Origin of the sequence: Klebsiella sp. KE9456, assembly GCF_043832615.1 — a bacterium.
In the GTDB taxonomy this organism is placed as follows: Bacteria; Pseudomonadota; Gammaproteobacteria; order Enterobacterales; family Enterobacteriaceae; genus Klebsiella; species Klebsiella indica.
In genome coordinates, this window is record NZ_JBDYQK010000012.1 from 1 (window position 1) to 23,790 (window position 23,790).

At 56.0% G+C, this 23,790-nt stretch carries 20 protein-coding genes; 6 read left to right on the forward strand and 14 right to left on the reverse strand.

The window, feature by feature from the left end; genetic code table 11:
- Both ABK821_RS13610 and ABK821_RS13615 read right to left on the reverse strand, forming a co-directional pair.
- Positions 1 to 373: fumarate hydratase (locus ABK821_RS13610; protein WP_395033964.1), on the reverse strand; the 373-nt coding region annotated here is incomplete at its 3' end.
- A gap of 54 nt (positions 374 to 427) precedes the next feature.
- On the reverse strand, positions 428 to 1,933 hold the full coding sequence (locus ABK821_RS13615; protein WP_138362134.1) for an anion permease: 1,506 nt from the start codon (positions 1,931 to 1,933) through the stop codon (positions 428 to 430).
- 626 nt (positions 1,934 to 2,559) lie between these two features.
- On the opposite strand from ABK821_RS13615, the gene ABK821_RS13620 reads away from it, so the two are divergent.
- Together ABK821_RS13620 and ABK821_RS13625 are read left to right on the forward strand one after the other, a co-directional pair.
- Entirely contained in the window at positions 2,560 to 5,337 is a 2,778-nt protein-coding gene (locus ABK821_RS13620; protein WP_138362135.1) for a flavocytochrome c, read from the forward strand.
- A 70-nt stretch (positions 5,338 to 5,407) separates the two neighbouring features.
- Positions 5,408 to 6,358, forward strand: coding sequence for an FAD:protein FMN transferase (locus ABK821_RS13625; RefSeq protein WP_138362136.1), 951 nt, complete (start codon positions 5,408 to 5,410; stop codon positions 6,356 to 6,358).
- Here ABK821_RS13625 and dcuR read toward each other — a convergent pair.
- From dcuR to ABK821_RS13640, 3 genes are all read right to left on the reverse strand, one after another.
- On the reverse strand, positions 6,339 to 7,058 hold the full coding sequence (dcuR, locus tag ABK821_RS13630; RefSeq protein ID WP_138362137.1) for a two-component system response regulator DcuR: 720 nt from the start codon (positions 7,056 to 7,058) through the stop codon (positions 6,339 to 6,341). The genes ABK821_RS13625 and dcuR overlap by 20 nt on opposite strands.
- Positions 7,055 to 8,668 (reverse strand): sensor histidine kinase, encoded by a 1,614-nt coding sequence (locus ABK821_RS13635; protein WP_138362138.1) that lies wholly within the window; start codon positions 8,666 to 8,668, stop codon positions 7,055 to 7,057. The genes dcuR and ABK821_RS13635 overlap by 4 nt, the downstream gene beginning before the upstream one ends.
- Before the next feature lie 195 nt (positions 8,669 to 8,863).
- Positions 8,864 to 9,751 carry a LysR family transcriptional regulator gene (locus tag ABK821_RS13640; RefSeq protein ID WP_138362139.1) on the reverse strand — a complete coding sequence of 296 codons (888 nt, stop codon included), beginning with the start codon at positions 9,749 to 9,751 and terminating at the stop codon, positions 8,864 to 8,866.
- A 119-nt stretch (positions 9,752 to 9,870) separates the two neighbouring features.
- Between ABK821_RS13640 and ABK821_RS13645 the strand changes: the two genes are divergently transcribed.
- From ABK821_RS13645 to ABK821_RS13660, 4 genes are all read left to right on the forward strand, one after another.
- The gene (locus tag ABK821_RS13645) at positions 9,871 to 10,611 is read left to right on the forward strand and encodes an SDR family oxidoreductase (protein ID WP_395033965.1); all 741 of its coding nucleotides are present in this window, start codon (positions 9,871 to 9,873) and stop codon (positions 10,609 to 10,611) included.
- A 410-nt stretch (positions 10,612 to 11,021) separates the two neighbouring features.
- Positions 11,022 to 11,927, forward strand: a complete 906-nt coding sequence (locus ABK821_RS13650) for an N-acetylmuramic acid 6-phosphate etherase (RefSeq protein WP_142501349.1) — start codon at positions 11,022 to 11,024, stop codon at positions 11,925 to 11,927.
- A 481-nt stretch (positions 11,928 to 12,408) separates the two neighbouring features.
- Positions 12,409 to 14,019: a malate dehydrogenase (quinone) gene (gene mqo / locus ABK821_RS13655; protein WP_374043517.1), complete on the forward strand. Its 1,611-nt coding sequence runs from the start codon at positions 12,409 to 12,411 to the stop codon at positions 14,017 to 14,019.
- A 414-nt stretch (positions 14,020 to 14,433) separates the two neighbouring features.
- Positions 14,434 to 15,369, forward strand: a complete 936-nt coding sequence (locus tag ABK821_RS13660; protein WP_138362142.1) for a LysR family transcriptional regulator — start codon at positions 14,434 to 14,436, stop codon at positions 15,367 to 15,369.
- On the opposite strand, the gene mdcH is transcribed toward ABK821_RS13660, so the two are convergent.
- From mdcH to ABK821_RS13705, 9 genes are all read right to left on the reverse strand, one after another.
- On the reverse strand, positions 15,350 to 16,252 hold the full coding sequence (gene mdcH / locus ABK821_RS13665) for a malonate decarboxylase subunit epsilon (RefSeq protein ID WP_395033966.1): 903 nt from the start codon (positions 16,250 to 16,252) through the stop codon (positions 15,350 to 15,352). The two genes, ABK821_RS13660 and mdcH, sit on opposite strands and share 20 nt — an antisense overlap.
- Entirely contained in the window at positions 16,249 to 16,869 is a 621-nt protein-coding gene (locus ABK821_RS13670) for a malonate decarboxylase holo-ACP synthase (protein ID WP_138362144.1), read from the reverse strand. The genes mdcH and ABK821_RS13670 overlap by 4 nt, the downstream gene beginning before the upstream one ends.
- Positions 16,870 to 16,871: 2 nt before the next feature.
- Positions 16,872 to 17,831 (reverse strand): AEC family transporter, encoded by a 960-nt coding sequence (locus ABK821_RS13675; RefSeq protein WP_138362145.1) that lies wholly within the window; start codon positions 17,829 to 17,831, stop codon positions 16,872 to 16,874.
- A gap of 127 nt (positions 17,832 to 17,958) precedes the next feature.
- Positions 17,959 to 18,759, reverse strand: coding sequence for a biotin-independent malonate decarboxylase subunit gamma (gene mdcE, locus ABK821_RS13680; protein ID WP_308563289.1), 801 nt, complete (start codon positions 18,757 to 18,759; stop codon positions 17,959 to 17,961).
- A complete protein-coding gene (locus tag ABK821_RS13685) occupies positions 18,759 to 19,592 on the reverse strand; it encodes a biotin-independent malonate decarboxylase subunit beta (protein WP_138362147.1) in 834 nt (277 codons plus the stop codon). The genes mdcE and ABK821_RS13685 overlap by 1 nt, the downstream gene beginning before the upstream one ends.
- A complete protein-coding gene (gene mdcC, locus ABK821_RS13690) occupies positions 19,585 to 19,884 on the reverse strand; it encodes a malonate decarboxylase acyl carrier protein (RefSeq protein ID WP_138362148.1) in 300 nt (99 codons plus the stop codon). The genes ABK821_RS13685 and mdcC overlap by 8 nt, the downstream gene beginning before the upstream one ends.
- Before the next feature lie 17 nt (positions 19,885 to 19,901).
- Positions 19,902 to 20,744, reverse strand: a complete 843-nt coding sequence (locus tag ABK821_RS13695; RefSeq protein ID WP_138362149.1) for a triphosphoribosyl-dephospho-CoA synthase — start codon at positions 20,742 to 20,744, stop codon at positions 19,902 to 19,904.
- Positions 20,744 to 22,399, reverse strand: coding sequence for a malonate decarboxylase subunit alpha (mdcA, locus tag ABK821_RS13700; RefSeq protein WP_138362150.1), 1,656 nt, complete (start codon positions 22,397 to 22,399; stop codon positions 20,744 to 20,746). The genes ABK821_RS13695 and mdcA overlap by 1 nt, the downstream gene beginning before the upstream one ends.
- A 292-nt stretch (positions 22,400 to 22,691) precedes the next feature.
- The gene (locus ABK821_RS13705) at positions 22,692 to 23,726 is read right to left on the reverse strand and encodes an AI-2E family transporter (RefSeq protein ID WP_138362151.1); all 1,035 of its coding nucleotides are present in this window, start codon (positions 23,724 to 23,726) and stop codon (positions 22,692 to 22,694) included.
- Positions 23,727 to 23,790: the final 64 nt, after the last annotated feature.

Genomic DNA, 23,790 nt, shown 5'->3' on the forward strand with positions numbered 1-23,790 from the left:
CGCCGGTCCATACGCGCTGGCCTTTCTTGCCCATAATAATCGCGGTGCCGGTATCCTGGCAGGTCGGCAGCACGCCTTTAGCGGCGATATCCGAGTTGCGCAGGAACTGCAGGGCCACGTATTTATCGTTTTCGCTGGCTTGCGGGTCGTTAAGGATATCGGCAACCTGCTGCTGATGAGCGGGGCGAAGCATAAAGGAGGCGTCGTGGAAAGCGTGTTGTGCCAGTAGCGTTAGCGCCTGAGGTTCAACTTTCAGAATCTCCTGGCCTGCAAATTCGGCGACGGAGACGTAATCACTGCTGAGAAGATAATACTCGGTATCGTCCTTTTTCAGTGGAAAAGGATCCTGATATACAAATGGTTTAGTTGACATTGCTATGCTCCCTAAGAGTAAAACCGCCGGGAGTTAGATCCCGGCGGTTATGAATCAGAACATCATGGACATCCACGGATAGCCAATCAGCAGCAGGGCGGCCAGGAAGATCGCGCCGAAGATAGTGCCAAGACGCCAGTAGTCTTTGGTCGGCAGATAGCCGCTGCCATAGTAGATTGGGCTGGGGCCGGTACCGTACGGCGTGATAATCCCCATCACGCCGAGCGAGGTCACCATCAGCAGAACGAATACCTGCATGTTCATGCCCGGAATCGTCGCGGCGATGGTCAGCATCGCGGGCAGCAGGGCGGTAGTGTGCGCGGTGGTGCTGGCAAACAAGTAGTGCAGCAGATAGAACGCCAGCAGCAGTACGACAGTCGCCACGCCGGGGGAGATACCGTTCATCAACGCGCCGCCTTCTTTACCCAGCCAGGCGATAAAGCCGGTGGAGGAGAGGCCGTCGGCCAGCGCCACAAGGGTGGCGAACCAGGCAAAGGTGTTCCATGCCGCTTTGTTGCTGGTGATATCGTTCCAGGAGAGCACGCCAGTCCACAGCATCAGCACGATAACCAGCAGGGCGGCCAGCGCCGGTTCAATCCACTGGGCGGCAAAGATCCACATCATCAGCGCACAGCAGACAAAGACCAGCAGCAGAATTTCATTACGCGACAGGCGACCGAGTTTTTCCAGCTCGCGGGCGGCCCACAGCGGCACTTCATCGTTGACCTTCACTTCCGGCGGATAGAACCAGTAGGCCAGCAGCGGCATGACCAGGATCAGCAGAATACCCAGCGGCAGGAAGGCGATAAACCAGGTGCCCCAGGAGATATTAATGCCGACGATGCTTTTTACCAGCGCCAGCGCCAGCAGGTTCGGCGCCAGCGCGGAGAGGAACATGGAACTGGTGATACAGGCGGCGGTGATCGCCACCCACATCAGGTAAGAGCCAATGCGGCGCGCGCTCGGGTCGTTGGGTTTAGAGCCGTACAGCGGCGGCAGGTTAGCGATAATCGGGTAGATGGTGCCGCCGCTGCGCGCGGTGTTGGACGGTGTAAACGGCGCCAGCAGCAGGTCGGCGAAAGTGATGGCGTAGCCCAGCGTCAGGCTGCGGCGGCCAAGATATTTCACCAGAATCAGCGCCAGGCGGCGACCGAACTGGGTTTTATCGTAGCCTGCGGCAAACATAAAAGCGCCGAAAATAAGCCATACGGTGGAGTTACCGAAGCCGCTCACCGCCCATTTAAAGGAGGCGCTGGCCAGTTTGAAGTTCGGCGCGGCCACCTGTTCCGGGCTGAACAGCAGCCACTGGCTGCACAGGGCAATCACCACCACCCCGGTGAGTCCAATAACCGCGCCAGGCAGCGGTTCGAAGATCAGGCCGACGATAACGCCGACAAAAATTGCAAAATAGTGCCAGGCATAAGGAGGCAGGCCATCAGGCACCGGGATAAACAGCAGGAGGACGGCGACGATAATGGGCATTGCCATCATCAGCAGACGTTTATAAGCAGCATTGGTGGCTGCACCGGCAGGCGGTATGGTTGTCTTTTTCTCTTTCATAATGCGTATCTGCAAGTAGTTAAAAATAGATTCTGGTTACCGGGAAAACGACCAATTTCTTTAGTTGCAAAACTTTCTTTAATTATTAATTGTTGGTTTTGGTCATTACGGTGATAGCTATTTAGCGCTGTTTAATTGAGCGATAAATTAAAATTCATGGTTATTTATATATTGCGCCTTCATGCTACATTGCAATTGATTGAGATCAAGAAAAACGGATTATTGGTTACTTTTTTATTATTTATAATAACCCTATATGATGATGTGGTTATTTTGTATAAAATATAGTTAGATGTTAAATAATAAAACAGATAAAAATTGAACTTCATTATAAAACATTGATAATTATGTGTTTTATTGCTTATTTGTTTTCTGCTGCTATTAACAAAAGTTTCTGTTTTGTTATCATTCCTTGCAATCGTGTGAATGAATTATTTTTTATTAATAATACAATCGAGGTATTGGTGTTATTGCTGGTATTAAATAGTTTTTTAACTAATGTAATTGCTTTAGTAACTAAAAATGGCGCTATATTATGAGCATGACTTAAGGGATTACCAAATAAAAATAAAAACGATTCCGTCACCCAATTTTGAATTTTTAATATTTAAATCTGGAGCGTCATTATGACCAGTAACCAACGAATTCTGCATCCTTTTACTTTACCGAACGGCACTGAACTTAAAAACCGCCTGTTAATGGCGCCGATGACGACCTGTACTGGTTATTTTGATGGTACCGTCACCAGCGAACTGGTGGAGTACTATCGTGCGCGTGCCGGAAGCATCGGCGCCATTATTGTTGAATGCTGCTTTGTTGATGATTTCGGTCTGGCATTTCCAGGCGCCATCGGTATTGATAATGATGAAAAGGTGGCCGGTCTGGCAAAAATCGCCGCTGCCATTAAAGCGGAAGGATCAAAAGCGATTCTGCAGATTTATCACGGTGGCCGGATGGTTGACCCGCAGCTTATCGGCGGACGCCAGCCCGTGGCTCCCAGCGCGATTGCCGCGCCGCGTGAGGGCGCAGCGACGCCGCGCGCGCTGAGCGCTGAAGAAGTGGAAGGCATGATCGCTAAGTTCGGCGAAGGCGTGCGCCGTGCGATCCAGGCCGGTTTCGACGGCGTAGAAATTCACGGCGCGAACACCTACCTGATCCAGCAGTTCTACTCGCCAAATTCCAACCAGCGCGACGATGAATGGGGCGGCAGCCGCGACAACCGCGCCAGATTCCCGCTGGCGGTGCTGGATATTACCCATAAAATGGTCCGCCAATACGCTGACGACGCCTTTATCATCGGCTATCGCTTCTCGCCGGAAGAGATGGAAGTCCCTGGCATTCGCTTCGACGACACCATGTATCTGCTGGAAAAGCTGGCTGCTCGCGGCGTGGATTATCTGCACTTTTCGGTTGGCGCAACTCTGCGTCCGTCGATTGTTGACACCAGCGATCCGACACCGCTGATTGAAAAGTATTGCGCCATGCGCTCGGAAACGCTGGCTCAGGTGCCGGTGATGGGGGTGGGCGGCGTGGTTAACGCCGCCGATGCGGAACAGGGGCTGGATCACGGTTACGATCTGATGGCGGTAGGGCGTGCCTGTATCGCTTATCCTGACTGGGCGGCGCGAATTGCCGCCGGCGAAGAGCTGGAGTTGTTTATCGACAGTACCCGGCGAGAAGCGCTGACCATTCCGGAACCGCTGTGGCGTTTTTCGCTGGTAGAAGCGATGATCCGCGATATGAGCATGGGCGACGCGAAATTCAAACCAGGGGTGTTCGTTGAAACCGTTCAGGACGATGTCAATGAACTGGTTATTAATGTCAGTCTGGAAAACGATCGCATTGCCGATATCGAACTGGCTGCCAGCCCGCGACAGACCGTCGAGTTCACCACCAGTTTTGAAGAGATCCGCGAGCGTATTCTGACCGCCAATACGCCGCACGTTGATGCCATTTCCGGCGCGACCAGCCAGAGCGAAGCGGTGAAAAAAGCCGTCTCCAAAGCGATGCTGAAATCGAGTAAAGCGTTGGCCGCTGAAGAGGGCGAAGGCGTGGTAACGCCGAAAAGCTACGATGTTGTGGTCGTCGGTAGCGGCGGGGCCGGGCTGGCGGCGGCTATTCAGGCGCACGATGAAGGGGCCAGCGTGCTGATCGTCGAGAAAATGCCGACCATCGGCGGCAACACCATTAAGGCCTCAGCCGGGATGAACGCGGCGGAGACCCGCTTCCAGCGCGTGAAAGGTATTAAAGACAGTAAAGAACTGTTTTACCAGGAAACGCTGAAGGGCGGTAAAAACAAAAACAACCCGCAACTGCTGCGCTGCTTTGTGGAGAATGCGCCGGAAGCCATCGAATGGCTGGCACGGCGCGGCATTATGCTTAACGATATCACCACCACTGGCGGCATGAGCATTGACCGTACCCACCGTCCGCGCGACGGATCGGCGGTTGGCGGCTATCTGATCAGCGGCCTGCTGCGCAATATCACTAAACGCGGTATTGATGTTCTGCTGGACACTTCGGTGGAAGAGATCCTGATGACCGACGGTGCGGTGAACGGCGTGCGCCTGATCAACGATGAACAGGAAACGGTGTCGGTTCAGACGAAGAGTATTGTCGTCGCCACCGGTGGTTTCAGCGCCAACAGCGCGATGGTGGTGAAATACCGCCCGGATCTGGCGGGCTTTGTGACCACCAACCACAAAGGCGCCACTGGCGGTGGGATTGCGCTGTTAGAGCGCATCGGCGCGGGCACGGTGGATATGGGGGAAATCCAGATTCACCCGACGGTGGAGCAGCAAACCTCGTACCTGATTTCCGAATCAATTCGCGGCGGCGGGGCGATTCTGGTGAACCAGCAGGGCAACCGTTTCTTCAACGAGATGGAGACCCGCGATAAAGTTTCAGCGTCGATTATCGCGCTGCCGGAAAACTTTGCGTACATCGTGTTCGACGAGCACGTCAGGGCGAAAAACAGAGCCGCCGATGAATATATCGCCAAAGGCTTTGTTACCAGCGCCAGCTCGCCCCGCGAACTGGCAGAGAAACTGGGGATGGATTATCACGCTTTCCTTGCTACCCTGGAACGCTACAATGGCTTTGTTGAAAAACAGCATGATGATGATTTTGGTCGCACTACCGCACTGCGGGCGCCGATTAATGAAGGCCCGTACCACGCGATTCGCATCGCACCGGGGGTTCACCACACCATGGGCGGCGTGACCATCAACAGCGAAACTGCGGTGCTGAACGATGAGCATCAGCCGATCCCAGGGGCGTATGCGGCAGGCGAAGTGGTTGGCGGCATTCACGGCGGTAACCGCATCGGCGGTAACGCGGTGGCGGATATTATTATCTTCGGCACTCTCGCGGGCCATCATGCGGCGAAATGTGCCAGAGGGTAATGTGTAAAGCGACACCGGCCGGGCAGGCAAATATGCGGCCCGGCTTATTACCTCTCTCAGGGAGTGTATTATGTCCGACAACCGCATCTACAGTTATTCCGCTGTTCTGATGGGATCTCCCATTCTGCTTAAGCTCTATGTTCATGATGAAGCCCTCGCGTCACGCGTCTTTCAGTTGATTAAAGGCTATGAAGATCTGCTTACCGTTAACCGCGCCCGGTCGCAGGTGATGGATATTAACCATGCTGCCGGGCGTCACCCCGTCACCGTAAGTCGGCCGGTCTATACGCTGATTAAATGCGCTAAAGCCGCCAGCATGGTGCGGGACAGTGCGTTCAATCTGGCGATAGGCCCGCTGGTGAAACTGTGGCGTATTGGTTTTCAGGGCCATCGTGTGCCTGCGGCGCAGGATATCGCCGCCCGACTGGCGTTAACGCGCCCGCAGGATGTGATCCTTGATGATGCTGCCGGCAGCGTTTATCTCGCACAGGCGGGAATGGAGATCGATCTTGGGGCCATCGCCAAAGGCTATATCGCCGATCGGGTGCGGGATTATTTGCAACAGCAGCGGGTGAGTGACGCGCTGATTAACCTCGGTGGTAACGTGCATACCCTTGGGAGATGGTCGATAGGGCTGAAAAAACCCTTCTCAACAACGGATGCGCTGATTGGCAGTATTGCGGTGACGGGGCAGTCGGTGGTGACATCAGGGATTTATGAGCGCTATTTTGAGCAGGATGGTCAACGCTGGCACCATATTCTCGACCCGCGTAGCGGCTATCCGCTGGATAACGAACTGGAAAGCGTGACGATTATTGCCACAAACTCTCTCGATGGCGATATCTGGACTACCCTGATTTACGGTCTTGGGGTGGAGAAAGGCTGCGCGGCCCTGCGTCAGCGTGAGGATATCGACGCGATTTTCGTCACTAAAAATCGCGACGTTATCCTCTCTTCACAGCGCGGTTTCCGCTTCCAGTTGCTGGATGATGGCTACCGGCTTATTGACTGTACTGCTTAAGCAGGCCGTACTGCTCGGCGATCAGATGATAGCGGTACACCGGGCGACCGGTGGCGCCATAGTGAATGTTGGTATACAGAATATTAATTTGTGCCAGCCAAATCAGGTATTTACGGCACGATACGCGGGAGATGTTCACCGCCGCCGCCAGTTCGTCGGTGGAAAATTCAACGTCCGGGTGAGCATCGATCCACTGGCACAGGGTGCGCAATGTCTGAGCGGTCAGGCCTTTTGGTAGTTTGCGCGCATCGGTGGCTTCCGCGACGCCGCCGTGCAGCAGTCGGTCAACATCCGCTTGCTCATAGTAAGGCTGGCCAATCATCAGTTTACGTTTTTCTCGCCAGGCGGTCAGCGCTTCTTCAAAGCGCGGAAACTGGAAAGGTTTGATCAGATAGTCGACCACACCATAGTGCATTGATGCCTGCACCGTTGCGGCGTCCGCGGCGGAAGTAATCATAATGACATCGATGGCGCGCCCGGAAGCGCGGATCGTGGGCAGCAGATCCAGACCGCTATCCTGCTGCATATAGACGTCGAGCAGCACCAGGTCTATCTCCAGCGTCTTGTCGTTAATCATCTCCCTGGCTTTACTCAGCGTAGATGCCGTGGCGATACAGCGAAAACCACTGACTCGCGCCACGTAGAGGCGGTTCAGTTCGGCGACCATGGCATCATCGTCAACAATTAATACATTTATCACGCACTGTTCCTTTTACTGTCCCAGGGAAGGTGAACAAAAAATTGAGTAAAAACGCCGGGTTCGGATTCGACAGCCAGCGATCCGCCCAGATCGTGAAGCTGCTGACTGGCAAGAAATAGCCCGACGCCGCGATTCTCGCCCTTGGTGGAGAAGCCTTTATTAAAGATATCTTCGATGAACGCTTCCGGGATCCCGGGGCCATCATCGCTGACCTCGCCGCTTAGCCAGCCATTCTGATAGTGCAGCAGCAGGCTGATTTCACCTTCGGCCTGGCCGTTCATGGCATCCAGCGCATTCTCGATCAAATTACCCAGTACGGTGACCAGCACGGTCACCTGTTTTTCATTCGGGCAGTCTGGTACCAGACTTTCGTCGGCGAGGGTCAGGGTAAACCCGCACTCTTTCGCGCGTTGAATTTTGCCAATTAAAAAACCGGCGACCACCGGTGATTTAATACGGTGCTGGATTTCACCAATATCCGCCTGATAAGTATGGGCGGTTTGCAGTACGTACTCTTCCAGCTTGTCGTAACGTTTCATATTCAGCAGGCCAAGAATCACGTGCAGTTTATTCATAAACTCATGTGAAGTGGTACGCAGCGCATCCACATAGTTTACCATCCCGTCCAGCCGTTGCAGTAGCTGGCTGACTTCGGTCTTATCACGGAAGGTGCTAATCGCACCGACCACATCATTCTGGCTGCGGACGGGAACCGTGTTGCTGAGCAGTAAAAAACCGTTACATCCCAGTTCCCGATCGTAAATAGGCTGTCCGGTTTGCAGAACTGCCTGCAGGTCCGCCAGCAGAGGCGTCTGAGAGATATCATTATCGGGGCCGCTAAACAGAATATTCCGTGCGGCAGGGTTAATCAGCGTCACCTGGCCGTCAGCATCCACCGCCACCACGCCCTCTTTTAGCGAATGCAGCATCGCCTGGCGCTGCTGGAACTGCGTTGAGATCTCTTGCGGCTCAAGCCCCAGCAGAACGCGTTTCAGGCCGCGGACCAGGCACCAGGTCCCCATCGCGCAAACCAGCGCGCTGAACAGCACGGTTAAAATCACATCCCAACGGCTGGCGGCGATTTGCTGGTCTACTTTGCTCAGTGAAATACCAATCGCCACCACGCCGATTTGCCGGTGGTTATCGTCAAAGACCGGCGTGAATACCCGCAACGCTGGGGCCAGGACACCGTGATTGACGGCGACGTTTTCTCGGCCTTTCAGCGTTGGCAGGATATCATCGCCGATAAAGGGGTGACCGATCATCTGGCTATCGGGATGCGAATAGCGGATGCCGTCCATATTGGTGACCACGGCAAACAGCAGGCCATTGCGTCTGGCGGCGGCCAGCGCCAGTGGCTGAATGATGCCGCTGTCCGGCGACCGCGTCAGGCCGCGCTTTACTTCCGGCGTGTCAGCCAGCGTCCGCGCCACCGCAAGCGCCGTATCTTTTACACCGTCGCGGGTGGCATCGCCAATCTGCATAAACCACAGGATATAGACCAGGATCAGCACTGAACCGATCACGCTGCCAATCATTAAGGTGACGGCGGTACTCAGCTTCATACTCATTGAGCGTTTGCGCGCCGTCTGCTGTGCCAGTTCACTCATACCAACCCCATGGCAAAACGTATAGATGCGTATTATCGCTGAACGGGGGGCTTTCATAAAGCTGTGTAAAAAAAGCGAAATAAGATGGATGACAAAACTGTTTTACCTGTTGTCCTCGTTCTTTACCGGCCAGGCGGCGTCAAGGAAACCTGAGTTCGACAACCCGCGGATAATTCTCTCCGCTGCATTTTTATCTCAGGTTCTCAGCAGAGAGTCGACAAATGCCCGCAGTGGTGTCGCCATGTGTTTTCGACTGGGGTAGTAGAGATAAAAGCCGGGGAAAGCAGGCGTCCATGTTTTGAGTAACTGAACCAGTTGACCTGTTTCCAGCCAGGGATCAACCTGATGGGCGAACTGATATGCGATGCCCACGCCCGCGAGCGCTAATGGCGTAAGCATGGCTGGTTCATCCACGATGATTGGCCCATTGACCGCAATCTCGCAGCGTTCGTCATGGCGCTGAAACTCCCATCGATAAACGCTGCCGTCGCTTGGTCGTCGATAAGTCAGGCAGGGGTGCTGCAACAAATCCTGTGGTTTGCGGGGAGGCGTCGCCTGCGCCAGATAGTGCGGTGATGCCACGACTTTCATCTCAAGATCGCCGCTTAGCCTGACGGCAATCATATCCTGATGAAGCTTCTCGCCCAGACGAATTCCCGCATCAAACCCTGACGATACGATATCAATCAGAGCATCATCGGTAATGATATCCAGCGTAATGTTAGGGTAGCGTTGCATAAAATCGCCCAGCATCGGGGCCAGATAATGAATAGCGGCGACGCGTGATACATTGAGCCGCAAACGCCCTGCGGGGGCGTGAGTCGTTTGTGCCTCGGTAACCGCGTCTTCCAGCGCAGTCAGTGCGGGGCCCAGCTGTTGCATCATACGTATCCCGGCCTCGCTGGGCGCGACGCTGCGCGTGGTGCGGTGCAGTAAACGCACGCCGATACGCGCTTCGAGCCGACGAATGGTTGCGCTTAATGTGGAGGTCGTAACACCAAGATGCGCGGCAGCACGGGTGAAACTGCCTTGCTCAACCACCATGGCAAAGGCGCGTAATTCAGCAAAATCACTTCCACGCATTATATCTATTTTCCCAAACAGTTCTGTTGATAATAGTAATATTATCAAATAGTCCTTCGCTGGTTACCATCTTGATGGATTTCATTAATTGACCACCAATGATCATCAGGGTAACGACAATGGCAAGATTTACTGCAAAAAACATTCTTATCACCGGCGCGACAAGCGGTATTGGGCTTGCCGGGGCAAAGATCATTGACCGCGAGGGCGGTTTCGTGATTGCCACTGGCCGCGATCCCCTGCGCCTGGACGCACTCCGTCAGCAGCTTTCGGATCGGGCGCGCGTGATTTATAACGATGCCAGCGCGCCCGCGACCGGGGAGGCGCTGGCTCAGGAGGTTCAGTCAATGGGCAAACTGGATGGCCTGTGGTTGAATGCCGGATATGCCGCCATTGGCGAACTGACACAGGTTGATGCCAACGCATTTGACAACATGATGGCGACCAATGTGCGCGGGCCCGTTCTTCAACTGGCGGCGCTTGCCGGGATGCTTAATGAGGGCGCTTCGGTGGTCGTGACGGCATCCACTTCGGCTTATGAGGGCGCCGCGGCGGCAAGTCTTTATTCGGCGGCAAAAGCCGCGCTGGTTTCATTATCTCGCTGCTGGGCGTCCGCGCTGGGCGCGAAAAATATTCGGGTTAACACGCTAGTTCCGGGACCGATTGATACCGATTTTCGCCATTTTATGCGTGAAGATGTTCGTGGCGAATTTGAAGCATCGGTGGTCAGTCGTCTGGCGCTTACCCGTCAGGGGACGGCGGTTGAAGCCGCGGAAGTGGCGCTTTTTCTTTTATCCGATGCCGCGTCATATGTCAGCGGAAGCCAGTACTTTGTTGATGGCGGCCTGACGCTGCGCTAATGATGCTATTGCATCTGAGGCTGATGACAAACCTGATTTAGATATTGTGCTCACATTTCTGCCGGGTGGCGGCTATCGCCTTACCTGGCATATAAAACCAATAATATCATTATGTTATGGGTTTTTCGTAGGCCCGCGCAAGCGAAGCGCCGCCGGGCAATTCCGGAAAAACGCACTTTGTCAGCAATCTGTGATGCTATTGCATCTTATCTCAATGCCATTGCCACTGGCTGGAAAACAGACAATCGACAGATGGAAAATTTCATCGGCGATAAAACTGTGACTACCGTGGAATTAAGCATGTCAGGAATGCTTTACACTTCCATTTATAACCATGGTTAATGAAAGGGTTTGCCCCAGGTTCTCACTTTCGCCCCTGTAAGTTGTTTCTGTGTTAAATGGAGGTTTTTATGAGCAGTAAGCCAACCGCTTCAATGATGGAACGACGCCACCCTGAAACCACCCATATTGATACGCTTGCCACACTCGATATGCTGGCGATGCTGGATAAGGATAATAAGCAGATTGTCGACGCTGTTGCGGCCTGTTTGCCGGAGATTGCCCGTCTGATTGATAACGCCACGGCGGCGTTGAGCCGGGGAGGGCGACTGGTTATTGTCGGGGCTGGCGCATCCGGGCGTGCCGCCGTGCAAACGGTAAATGAATTTGCGCCTGAGGGAAAACATGCTCTGGTTGCGCTGATCGCCGGAGGCGCGGCAGCCGCGCTCCAGGAGATGGAAACCGCCGCGAATAATTACGATCTTGGCGCCTTTGAGCTACAGGCCATACAGTTCAGCAACCAGGATATGCTGCTGGCGCTGACGGTAAGCGGCAAAACTCCGTGGGTGTGGGGAGCGATGCGTCACGCCTGGTCGCTCGGCGCGCCCATTGCGGTTGTGACGCAGGAAGCCGACAGTGAAGCCGCACAACTGGCGGATATCATTATTGCCCCGCAAACCGGGCCAGAGGCGGTAGCGGGTTTTGGTAATCCGAAAGCGCAAATCGCGCAGCGGCAGATCCTCAATATGCTGACCACCGGGCTGGCGATTCGCGAGGGGCGAGTCTACGAAAACCTGCGTGTCGATCTCCAGGCCAGTACACCGCGCTGGGCCGAGCGCCAGATTGCTATTGTGATGGCGGCAACGGCCTGTTCGCGCAGCGAAGCGAAAGCGGCGCTGACCAGTTGCAATCAGCACTGCCGGACGGCGATATTGATGATCATCAGCGGGCTTGATGCCTGGCAGGCGCGTGAACTGCTGGCAGAGAATAACGGTCATTTGCGCATTGCGCTGCGTGCGATGCAGCCGGTCGCGTAAACTCAGTCATCGGGCGTGTATTTTCGCGATACACGCCGAATGAATGAAAATAATCTTTTTCAGGGGGATATTATATCCACACGGTTGGTCTGTGCTTAGAGCCTATCCCATTAGGGCTATTTTGCTTGTCATTTTGAACCTGGGCAGTGCTCAGAATCCTCACGTACTAGGTGTACGCTCCGGTTCTTCCGCGCTGGCCGTGTTCAATCTGTCTGCGCCAATAACGCCTGGTAGGATAGGCTCTTATTCCGTTATTGTCTGGCCGCCCGCGAATTCCCCTGTCCCGTAATTTTTGTCATTATTTTACTTTTTTAAGTTAAAAAACCAGAATAATAATCATGACTGCAAGTGAATGTGTAAATGGCATTTTAAAATAAAGTAAAACTGCGTTAATATGCACATCCTTATTACACTTGTGCTATGTGATATTTTTATTATGCCTGCAATTAAAAAAACGATTATATCGATGACCGCATTAGCGATGCTGGTTAGCCCGATCGCTTTCGCCAATGACAATACCTCAAATAAAACCGATTTCCTGTTGATTGGCGGCGGCATTATGAGCGCGTCGCTGGGAACCTGGCTGCAAGAATTACAGCCGGAGTGGAAACAGGTGATGGTCGAAAAACTCGATGGCGTGGCGCTGGAGTCCTCGAACGGCTGGAATAATGCCGGTACCGGGCACTCCGCCAATATGGAACTGAACTATACGCCGCAACGCCCGGATGGGTCTATTGATATCAGCAAGGCGCTGAATATTAACGAACAGTTTATGATCTCCCGCCAGTTCTGGACGGCGCAGGTCAAACGCGGCATTTTGCACGATCCGCACTCGTTTATTAACTCCACCCCACATATGAGTTTTGTCTGGGGCGATAATGTGGATTATCTGCAAAAACGTTATGCTGCATTGCAACAAACCACTCTATTCCAGGGAATGAAATTTTCCACCGATCACGCGCAAATAAAACAGTGGGCGCCGCTGGTGATGGAAGGCCGCGATCCGCAGCAAAGCGTGGCGGCGACATGGACGCCGGTTGGTACCGACGTTAACTATGGGGAAATAACCCGTCAGTTAATCGGTAGTCTGAAAAAAAATAATAACTTCACGCTGCAAACTTCTTCCGAAGTCACCGATTTTAAACGTAATGCGGATAATTCCTGGCATGTGACGGTCAAAAACGTTAATAGCGGCGAAGAGCAGGCGATCGATGCAAAATACGTATTTATCGGCGCGGGCGGCGGGGCGCTGAAATTACTGCAAAAAACCGGCATCCCGGAAGCGGATAATTATGCCGGTTTCCCGGTTGGCGGCTCCTTCCTGATGACTGAAAACCCGGCAGTGACCAACGAGCACCGACAGAAAGTGTACGGTCAGGCCTCGGTTGGCGCGCCACCGATGTCGGTACCGCATCTTGATGCGCGTTTCATTGACGGTAAGCGGGTGGTGCTGTTTGGGCCATTTGCCACCTTCTCAACGAAGTTCCTTAAAAATGGCTCGTTCTTTGATCTGCTGAGCACAACCACCACCAGTAACGTGCTACCGATGACACAGGTTGGTCTGGATAACTTTGATCTGGTGAAATATCTTATTAGCCAGGTCATGCTGAGCGACGACGACCGTTTTGCGGCGCTGAAAGCGTATTATCCGGACGCGCGCAAAGAGGACTGGAAGTTGATTCAGGCCGGACAGCGTGTACAGATCATCAAAAAAGATGCGGAGAAGGGTGGCGTCCTGAAACTGGGCACCGAAGTGGTGGTCGATCAGCAGAAAACGCTCTCCGCACTGCTGGGGGCATCACCAGGGGCTTCCACCGCCGCGCCGATCGCCCTGAATGTGCTTAAGCAAATGTTCCCGGAGCAGTTTAATTCACCGCAATGGCAAAGCCGCATTCGCGATATCGTGCCGAGCTACGGCCAGACGCTGAACGGCAATGTCGCGCTCACTCAGCAGGTCTGGGATGATACGGCGGCGGCGCTGCAGTTAACCAAACCGCCGGTGATTGAGATGAACGCGACCGCGCCGGTTATGACCGCCAAACCGGCAGCGCCGCAGGCGGAAACGTCACCGCAGCACGATATGGCGCTGTAAGTCCGTTTCGTTGAAATGCCCGGTGGCGTCTTACCGGGCCTACGGGATGGGTGTTGCAGGTCTGGCAAGGCGCCAGCCTCCGCCCGACAGCAATGCGAGCGTCATAGCCAAACGGTTGTTCGCCAGCCTCAGACCCCGCAAGTCGGGGTTTTTCTTTGCCCGCTTCGCTATGGATTAATTTGCGCTATCCGGCATCGGTCGTGAATGAATAAATCCTGCTCATTGCCGCAATCCTTTTACCCGGGATTATCTCCTCGCGACTGCCAGCCGGGCGAAACCGCTAAATTGCAATAAGTTATGTCTCTGCAGGCATATCCCGGTTCCGGCTAATTTTTTAATCGTCCATTGTGGTTATACTGTATTGAAATCACACATAAAAAAGATACTGAAGACGGAAACGCGGAGCGCAGGGCAATGAAAGACGATATTAACCAGGAGATCACTTTCCGCAAACTGTCGGTATTTATGGTGTTTATGGCGAAGGGCAATATCGCCAGAACCGCAGAGGCCATGCAACTGAGCGGCGTCAGCGTTCACCGGGCGTTGCATACCCTGGAAGAGGGCGTTGGCTGCCCGCTGTTTAGCCATAAAGGGCGCAATCTGCTGCCGCTCCCGGCGGCATGGACGCTGCTGGAGTACTGCCAGGATGTGATAAATCTGATGAACCGCGGGCTGGAAGCGACACGTAAAGTCGCTGGTATCGGGCAGGGGCGACTGCGCATCGGCACGCTTTACTCACTGACTCTGGAAACCGTACCGCGCATTATCATGGGCATGAAGCTACGGCGTCCTGCGCTGGAATTAGATCTCACAATGGGGTCGAATCAGATGCTGCTGGATATGCTGGAAGATGACGCGCTGGATGCGATTCTGATTGCCACCAACGAAGGCGAGTACAGCCAGGCGGATTTTGATGTGGTCCCGCTGTTTGAGGATGATATTTTCCTCGCAGCCCCGGCGACGGAGCATCTGAATACCGCCGGGCCTGCTGAATTGCGCGATTATGCCGACCGTAAATTTGTTTCGCTGGCAGAAGGGTTCGCAACCTATGCGGGTTTTCAGGAGGCGTTTCAGGTAGCCGGATTTGAACCTGAAATCGTCACCCGGGTTAACGATATCTTTTCGATGATTAGCCTGGTGCAGGCGGGCGTGGGGTTTGCGCTGCTGCCAGGGCGAATGAAAAAAGTCTATGAAAATGACGTGCAGTTGTTAAAGCTGGCTGAGTGTTATCAGATGCGCCAGTCGATCTCGATTGTCTATTCACATCATCGCGAGCGTGACGCCGATCTGCTGGCGCTGGCGGCTGAAGGGAGAATGTATGCCCGCAGCCTCAGTCACTCAGCCGGGTAACCCGGTGACGCGCAACGCTGACGCCATTGTGCTCCAGCGAAATACACTCTCCTTGCCAGCCTGCCTGGCGGGTGAGGCCGGTCAGCACGCCGCCCGGCGGCATCTCGATCGCCAGACGCGCCTCCCGTTCATCAGCGGCAACCATCGCGTCCTGCCAGCGCACGGTTCGCGCCATATTTAGCGCCAGATCGTCAGCAATCTTTAACGGATCCCATAAAACGCGCGCCGTGGAGCCGCTTAAATACGCGCAGCGCGGTCGTCGGAGCGAGACGTCAGCGAAGGCCTTCGCCAGCGCTGACGCCGGTTTATCCAGTAGCGCGCAGTGTGAAGGGACGCTGACCGCCAGGCGCTGCGCTTTGGTTGCGCCCGCTTTCAGCGCCAGTTGGGCGACTCGCGCCATCTCTTCGTCGCGTCCGGCAATCACAACCTGCGTTTCGGCATTCAGATTGGCGATATAGAGTTCGCTGGCAGCGATCAGTTTTTCTATGCGATCGACAGGCAGCCCCATAATAGCGGTGAGCCCGTAGCCGTGCGGCCAGGCCTGCTCCATTAAATCGCCGCGTAGCGCCACCAGCCGCAGGGCATCGGCGAAATCCAGCGCGTCGGCAATGACCGCCGCAGGGAAAGCGCCTATCGACAGGCCGCAGACTATATCCGGGGGCACACCTTCACGCTGAAGTTCTCGCGCCCAGGCGACGCCCGTAATCAGCAGGCAGAGCTGCACCGCGCGGGTGTGTTTTAATGCGGCGGCGCTATCCAGATGATCGACTTCCTCGCCGAGCACGGCCCGCGCGACGGTGAGAATATTCTGGCGATCGGGGATCGTGGCGAGCATACCCGGTCGCTGGCTTCCCTGACCGGGAAAGGTAAAGAGAATTTTCATACATCCTCCCTGGCCCATGGCGCAGTGGTCAGATATGCGCCGCGGGACGTTTTCAGCAGCGCTCGCCCCTCGCGCAGCCATTCATTGAGCGCGAAAGCCCCTTCAGGCGTTTCGACCTGAGTATCTACCCGGCAGGGGAGTTGCGCGACGCAGGATTGCCACGTGAGCAGTTCCGCGCGGGCGACGGGGAGCGGCGCGCGGATCAGCAGATCAAGATCGCTGGTCGCGTGTATAACGGGGATTTCGGTAGCCAGGGCATAGCCGGTACTGCCGGTAATGCCCCAGCACCACGGCCAGTGATGCCGAGTCAGGGTAACAGCCGCCTGTACCGGCGGCTGGGAGACAAATGGTGAACGCAGAAGCCGTTGCCGTTCGGCGAGCATTTCCGGACTGACAATGCGGATGATATTTTCTTCCTGTACCCAGCCGGCGGCCCGCTGATCGCGTTTCATGCCCCTTACCCCCACAGGAATACGGGCGTTGGCGTCAACGTCGCGTCGCACCACCACCGGCAGGCTGATACGCCAGTGCTGTGCAACCCACAATTCCTCAATTGCTTCCAGCGCGGCGGTATGATTCAACCAGACTAAATCGTGAGGACGCGGCGTTAATGACATCGTTAGATCCCTGACGTTAAAGTGATAAACAGCGGCAGTGACAGGATACACAGAACCGAGCTTAACAGCAGCACCGCTTCCGCATCCGGCGACTGCACGCCAAAACGGTTACCGAAGACCACGCCGAAGAAACCCGCCGCAAGGGCAATCATCAGAATGGCGGTAATGGCAATAGAACCCTGCAGACCCAGTATCATCACCAGACCCCAGGCGATAAAGGGTTGCACCAGCAGTTTAACGATGGTGGATGTGGCGATCAGCGTGTTGAGCTGCAGTTTACGTGCTGACAGAATCACCCCGGTCAGGAACAGCGCTGCGGCGGTGGCCGCCAGCCCCAGTGGTTTAATGGATGCCAGCAGGAGGTCCGGCATTTTGATTCCAATGGCGGAAAGCACCACGCCCAACAGCGGCCCCCAGACAATCGGTTTTTTCACCGAACGCCACATCAGCACCGGCAGCATTGCCAGCGTCGAACCGCTGTTTTCTCCTGCGGCGCATGCTTTTTCGCGTTCCAGGATCAGCAGGCAGAAGGGCGTCATCAGTACCGAACCGCAGGCGATGGAGACGGCGACCGAAAGCGATGTTGACGCGCCTTCGCCAAGTACGCTACCCAGAATGGGCAGACCAAGGGCAGCGTAGTTAGGCAACGCTACGGTAAGGGTCAGTACGGCAGCGTCCTGCGGCGTACGTTTAAAGACGCGGGTGGCAAGAAAATAGATAACCGCGTAGGTGATCCACATGGCCCCGGTGAGCACCAGGATCAGCGGCGATTGGGCGACAATACCGCGCCACGGCGTTTGCACTGTGGCGCTGAACAGTGCGGCGGGTAGGGCGAAATCCATCACGAAGATGTTGAGTAGCGAGACGTTTTTGTTGTCAACCATTTTGGCCTTACCGGCCCAGAAGCCCAGCAGCATGATGACAAAAATCGGCGCGAGGGCATGAATAATCACATAAGTCATAAATCACCTGTAGAGAGAATAAGGTACTGGCGCGATTGTTATATTTTCTAAAAGCAGCCTCTTTCTGAGGCACTCACCGAGTGCCTCAGACGACCGCTTCCGGCAGGTTTTTCTATTTATGAACTGACTACCAGCTGGCGCGCATACGATCGCGTACCTGTCGGGAACACCGGCGGTTCTCCGCGCCAAGTCGGCACTTCAGAGAGGCATCCTGACGCGCGTCAGCGATGGCGTCGCGCAGGGTGGCGGTGACCAGCGTCAGATCGCTGGCGGCCGGGGCATCCGGGTTACTGATGTCAAGCAGTGCGGAGAGCAGGCCAAGCGTCGCGTAGTTGCTGACGTCATAGGCCATTGGCGGGATGGTCGCCGCCAGTTTCTCCAGCGCGTCAACGGTACGCAGGGTGATGCGCGCAGCCGAGGCTTTGCCCATCGCGTGGACCTGTACGCCGCGATCGTTGAAGGCAATCAGACGGTTGGCCTGGTAACCGTGGGCCAGAAAAGCGCCGGACATGGCTTTGCCGACGATCAGGCCAATCACCGGATGCCCGGCAAGGCGTGCCTTTGCATACGCGCCTGCGGCACCGGCCAGCGCCTGATGAATTCCGAAGGCTTCTTCGCGGCGACCATAGGCCTGACTTGGCACATCAATAATTGCAATAATCGGGCGTTTCACCGCGTTATCCCCGTCAGCGTCAATGGTCTCATTGACCACTTTTGCCAGCGTCCAGCCTTCAAGCAGGCCGATTTCGCCTTTAGCGGCGCGCGGATAGTGGTTGTCAGCATCCGGCACCACGGCGATAAAACGCACGGTTTCGCCGTTCAAATCGGCGTCGGCAACCTGTACCGATGGGCACAGGCCGGCCATAAGCGGGGTATCCGACGCCAGCTGGTTTAGCCACAGCGCGGCACGGTTAGTGAACTGACGCATTATTTTTCCTCCCGGGCGAATAGCTGTTTGATCTGTGCGGCGTCTGCCTGCTGGCGGGTATCGAAGCGGGTCAGACGGCTCAGGAAATCATCATATTTGTCGCTGCGATGTTGGGCCGGTACGCCTTTGGCAATTGCCTCGTTCATGGCCGTTTTCACCGCATTGACGCCGTCAGCCACCAGGGCATCCACCAGGCCGCTGGCATAGCGAATTTCACCGCCGGTCATGCTCCAGATAAATGGCCGGTCGCGGGAGTCGTACTCTTCAATCCCGGCCTCCTGTTCGATAACCTGTGGCCCGTTGAGACCGAGGCGGGCTTCGCGGGTGACGATCAGGTAGCTGCACAGCGCCGCGGCGATGGACATGCCGCCGAAGCAGCCGACGGTGCCGGCGACAATACCGACCACCGGGGTATAGCGACGCAGGTCGACAATCGCGGCATGAATATCGGCGATGGCGGCAAGCCCCAGATTGGCTTCCTGCAGGCGCACGCCGCCGGTTTCCAGACACAGTACCGCCAGGGTGGGAATGCCGTTGCGGTTATCTTCCGCCGCCAGTTCAAGGGCGGCGGCCATTTTGGCGCCGGAAACTTCGCCCATGCTCCCGCCCTGAAAGGTTCCCTCGATGGCGACAACGACCGCCGGTCGGCCGTTAATGGTGCCTTTTGCCACCACCATGCCGTCGTCGGACTGCGGGACGATACCCTGCGCGCCAAGCCATGGCGACATAATGCCTTCGAACGGGTCCAGCAGTTCGCGATAGCTGCCGTCATCCAGCAGAGTACGGGCGCGTTCGCGGGCGCGCAGTTCAATGAAACTGCGATCGTTACGCATAAGTCACCTCCTCAAAAACCTGTTCAATACGGATCCGTGCGACGCCGGGGGTGGCGCCAAAGTCGTGGATGACCAGTTGTCCGCCGGGCAGGCCGTTAATCAGGTTCAGCCGTTCGAACAATGCGTGCCAGCGGGCCTGGCTGTTATCCACGGAGGTGGTGATCTCGATGTCGAGCGTATCGCTCTCTCCGGCGGTATAGAGCACTTCCATATCGCCAGAGCCTACAATGCCTGCCAGCGCTTTGCCGCTGAGGGCGCGGTTGGCAGGAAGTGAAAATTTAATCTGTTCCATAACATCCTCTGAATGCGTTAGGCGGAAACCCGATCGAGAAACAGGGTGGCGGCAAGGAGATCGGCCGCGCCACCCGGTGAGGCGTTCTGCGCCAGCATCTGCGCATCAAGACGCGCCAGCGCGGCCCGACCCGACGCCGTCGCACATCCTCCGGCGGCCAGCACTTCGCCCGCGCCGTACCGCATGGCTTCAAGGCCCGCCATTCCGGCGCGGGAGAGCACGCAGGTATCGCTAAGCGAAGTCATAATCGCCATCAGCGCGTCAAGCCGGGCCTGTGGCTCACTGGCCCCCTGAGCACGGCTGCGCAATAACTGCGGCAGCGCCAGGGTGGTGATGTGCGGAAACGCGCGCTGTGCTTCTTCCCGCGCGCCGGGTACCTGCCAGCGGCGGCTGGCGCGCAGACCCTTACTGAAGGTTTTTGGCGCGCAGACGTCCGGCAAACGGGCGAGGGCGGCGGCGGTTTCCGCTATCCTCTGTGCATGAGCGTCTCCCCCCAGCATGGCCGTGGCGCTGACCAGCAGACCGAGCGCCCAGATCGCGCCCCGATGGGTATTTACCCCCGACGTTACCTGCATCATTCGGGCTTCACCTTCGCGCCCCAGGCGACCAATCGTCTCGCGCAGGGCGACATCGGCCGGACGCAGCCAGCTTTGTTGGGCCAGGGCGTGAAACGTTGGTTTCAGACTACGGGCCGAGCGTTCCATCAGCGCCAGATTCAGATCCTGATGGGCACCGCTGCCGCGCCGATCGACCAGACCGGGTTTCGGACTCAGGCGGGCTTCGGCGACCAGACAGGCGCTGGCGGTATGCGCCAGCCAGCGGGTCCGCGATTCGGCGAATTGGGGAGAGAGTTTTTTCATTACCAGCTCCGGAATTTTGCCGGTGGGTTGTAAAGGCCGTCAGACCACTCCACCAGGTCGGCCACGCTACCGGCCGCGAGTAGCGAGCGGGTGGCGTCACTGCGACGAATCGCGATATCTTCCGGATAGACGACTTTGCCGCTACGGCGCAGCCCGGCCACGCGTCTGGCGTCGACCCCGAGGCCGATATCGGTGATACCCGCGACGGCCGCAACCATTGCCCGGCGCTCTTCAAGGCTTTCCGCGCGATAGAGATAGGCAATGCCTTCCTCGGTCAGAACGTGGGTGACGTCATCGCCGTAAATCATTACCGGCGCCAGCGGCATTCCGGCGCTTCTGGCGACGTCAACGGCGTCGAGTTTTTCCACGAAGGTGGGTTTGACGCCCGCCTGGAAGGTTTCCACCATCTGTACGACCAGCTTTTTACCCCGCTGCATCGGGTCCGGTTCGGTGATCATGTTTAACCATGCCGGCGTGGCGTGGCGGCGGCCGTGCGGGTCGTGGCCCATATTCGGCGCGCCGCCGAAGCCGGAGAGGCGCCCGCGAGTCACGGTTGATGAATTGGCGTAGCCATCAATTTGCAGCGTGGAACCGATAAACATATCTACCGCGTACTGGCCCGCCAACTGGCAGAAGGCGCGGTTGGAGCGCATGGAGCCATCGGCGCCGGTGAAGAAGATATCCGGCCGCGCGCGAATATACTCTTCCATGCCCAGTTCGCCGCCGAAGCAGTGCACGCTTTCTACCCAACCGCTTTCGATGGCCGGGATAAGGGTGGGATGCGGATTCAGCGTCCAGTGTTTACAGATTTTACCCTTCAGACCGAGCTGTTCGCCGTAGGTAGGCAGCAGCAGTTCGATAGCGGCGGTGTTAAAGCCGATACCGTGGTTCAGCGACTGCACCTGATGTTCGGCATAGATACCTTTAATCGCCATCATCGCCATCAGGATATGTTCTTGCTTGATCAGGCGCGGGTCGCGGGTAAACAACGGTTCGATAAAGAACGGTTTATCGGCCACAACGACGTAATCAATCCACGAGCCGGGAATGTCCACCCGCGGCAGGTCGCATTCGTCATCCACCAGTTCATTAACCTGCGCAATGACGATACCGTCATGGAAAGCGGCGGCTTCAACCAGCGCGGGGGTATCTTCGGTGCTCGGCCCGGTGTAAAGATTGCCTTTGCGATCGGCTTTATAACCGGCGATCAGCGCCACGTTTGGCGACAGGTCGACATACAGACGCGAGTAGAGTTCGATGTAGGTGTGGATCGCGCCGATTTCCAGTAAGCCATCTTCCAGCAGTTGTGAAATCCGCAGACTCTGGGTACCGGAGAAGGAGAAATCGAGCTTACGGGCGATACCTTTTTCAAAGAGATCCAGGTGCTCGCTGCGCCCGACGCTTGGCATAATCATATGCAGGTCATGGATTTTTTGCGGGTTGACTTCCGCCAGCATCCGGGAGAGGAAATCCGCTTGTTTCTGGTTGTTGCCTTCCAGCACCACCCGATCCCCGGGGGCCAGCAGATGTTCCAGTACGGCAACCAGCCGATCGCCGGGGATCACCTTGCCTGAGATCCCGGCCTCGGTCAGTCGCCGCTGTTTTTCCGTACGGCGGCGGTTCCAGACTCGCCCCGTCGTTTGTTCGGCATTCATTATTAACCTCCTGATTCGACAAATCGTTTTGATTGCCTGCTGTGGAAGTTAGTGTGCGTCCCGGCGCGGCACGCATCAATTAAGGCTCGCAGCAAATTATTAGCCTGAGAGTAATAATTAGCAGGCGAAAGATGTGAGGGAGATCAATAATGAGGGAGAAGCGTTGCTCTACGGGCCGGGCGGCCCGTAGAGAGAAAATGGAGAGGGAATTTTTGCGTAGCTCACGCAGGCCGGACAGCATTAGCCGTCATCCGGCGGAATATGCGCCAGGTGTTAACCATTTGTTTTCGAATTAATCTTTGCTCAAATCGCTTAGCAGGTAGGCGATGCCTTGCCCGGCTACCGTCTGTTCGAGGGCGATTTTGACGATAATCGTTAGCGGTACTGAGAGCAGCATACCAACAGGGCCTAACAGCCAGCCCCAGAAGATCAATGACAGGAAGACCACCAGCGTCGACAGTCCCAGCCCGCGTCCCATAATTCTCGGTTCGAGGATGTTGCCGAACACCAGGTTAATGACGAGGTAGCCCGCCAGCACCACCAGCGCGTCGTACAGGCCGCCAAACACCAGTACCTGTAAAATTGGCGGGATCGCCGCGAGAACGGAACCAATATTGGGAATATAGTTGAGCGCAAAAGCCAGCAGCCCCCACATAAAGGCGAAACGGACGTCCAGCAGCACCAGCATTCCCCAGACCACCAGACCGGTGACCAGGCTGATGGCCGTTTTTAATACCAGATAGTGGGAGACGCTATCCAGCGCGCGCTGAATCGCCCCCATACCTTCCACCGGTCGCGACATCAGCTGTTGCAGCTTGGCGGGAAGCTGCGGCACTTCCAGCAGCATAAACACCACCGTCAGCAGCAGCAGAAAGATAGAGGACATGGCATTGGAAAGCTGGGTAAGCAGACTGGTAACCAGCGTCATGACCGCATTCGGGTCAATATACTTATTAAGCTCAACCACAGAAACAGTAAAACCGAAACGCTGTAACCACGGCGCAACGGTCTGCATCGGTTCATAGAGATAATTGCGATATTGCGGCAGGGTACGCGCCAGTTCATTTAGCGACGTGCCGAGCGAAGCCAACAGCACCACCGCCAGCAGGACAATCACGCCCACCAGCAGCGAAATAGCCAGCACCCGCGGCACCCGGCAGCGCACCATCAACTGGACCAGGGGATTAATCACCACCGCCAGAAAGAGCGCCAGGACGAAGGGCACGATGATATCCGCCGCGAAGCGAATGCCGGTGAGGATGATAACCAGCATGCCGAGCATGATGACTATTTTTAAGCCGTTAAGCGTGATGATGGGTTTCGCCATACCGTTCCCTGCGCGAGAAAAATGGAGTTTAATATGAGCCATTGTAGACGTTACTAAAGTCAGT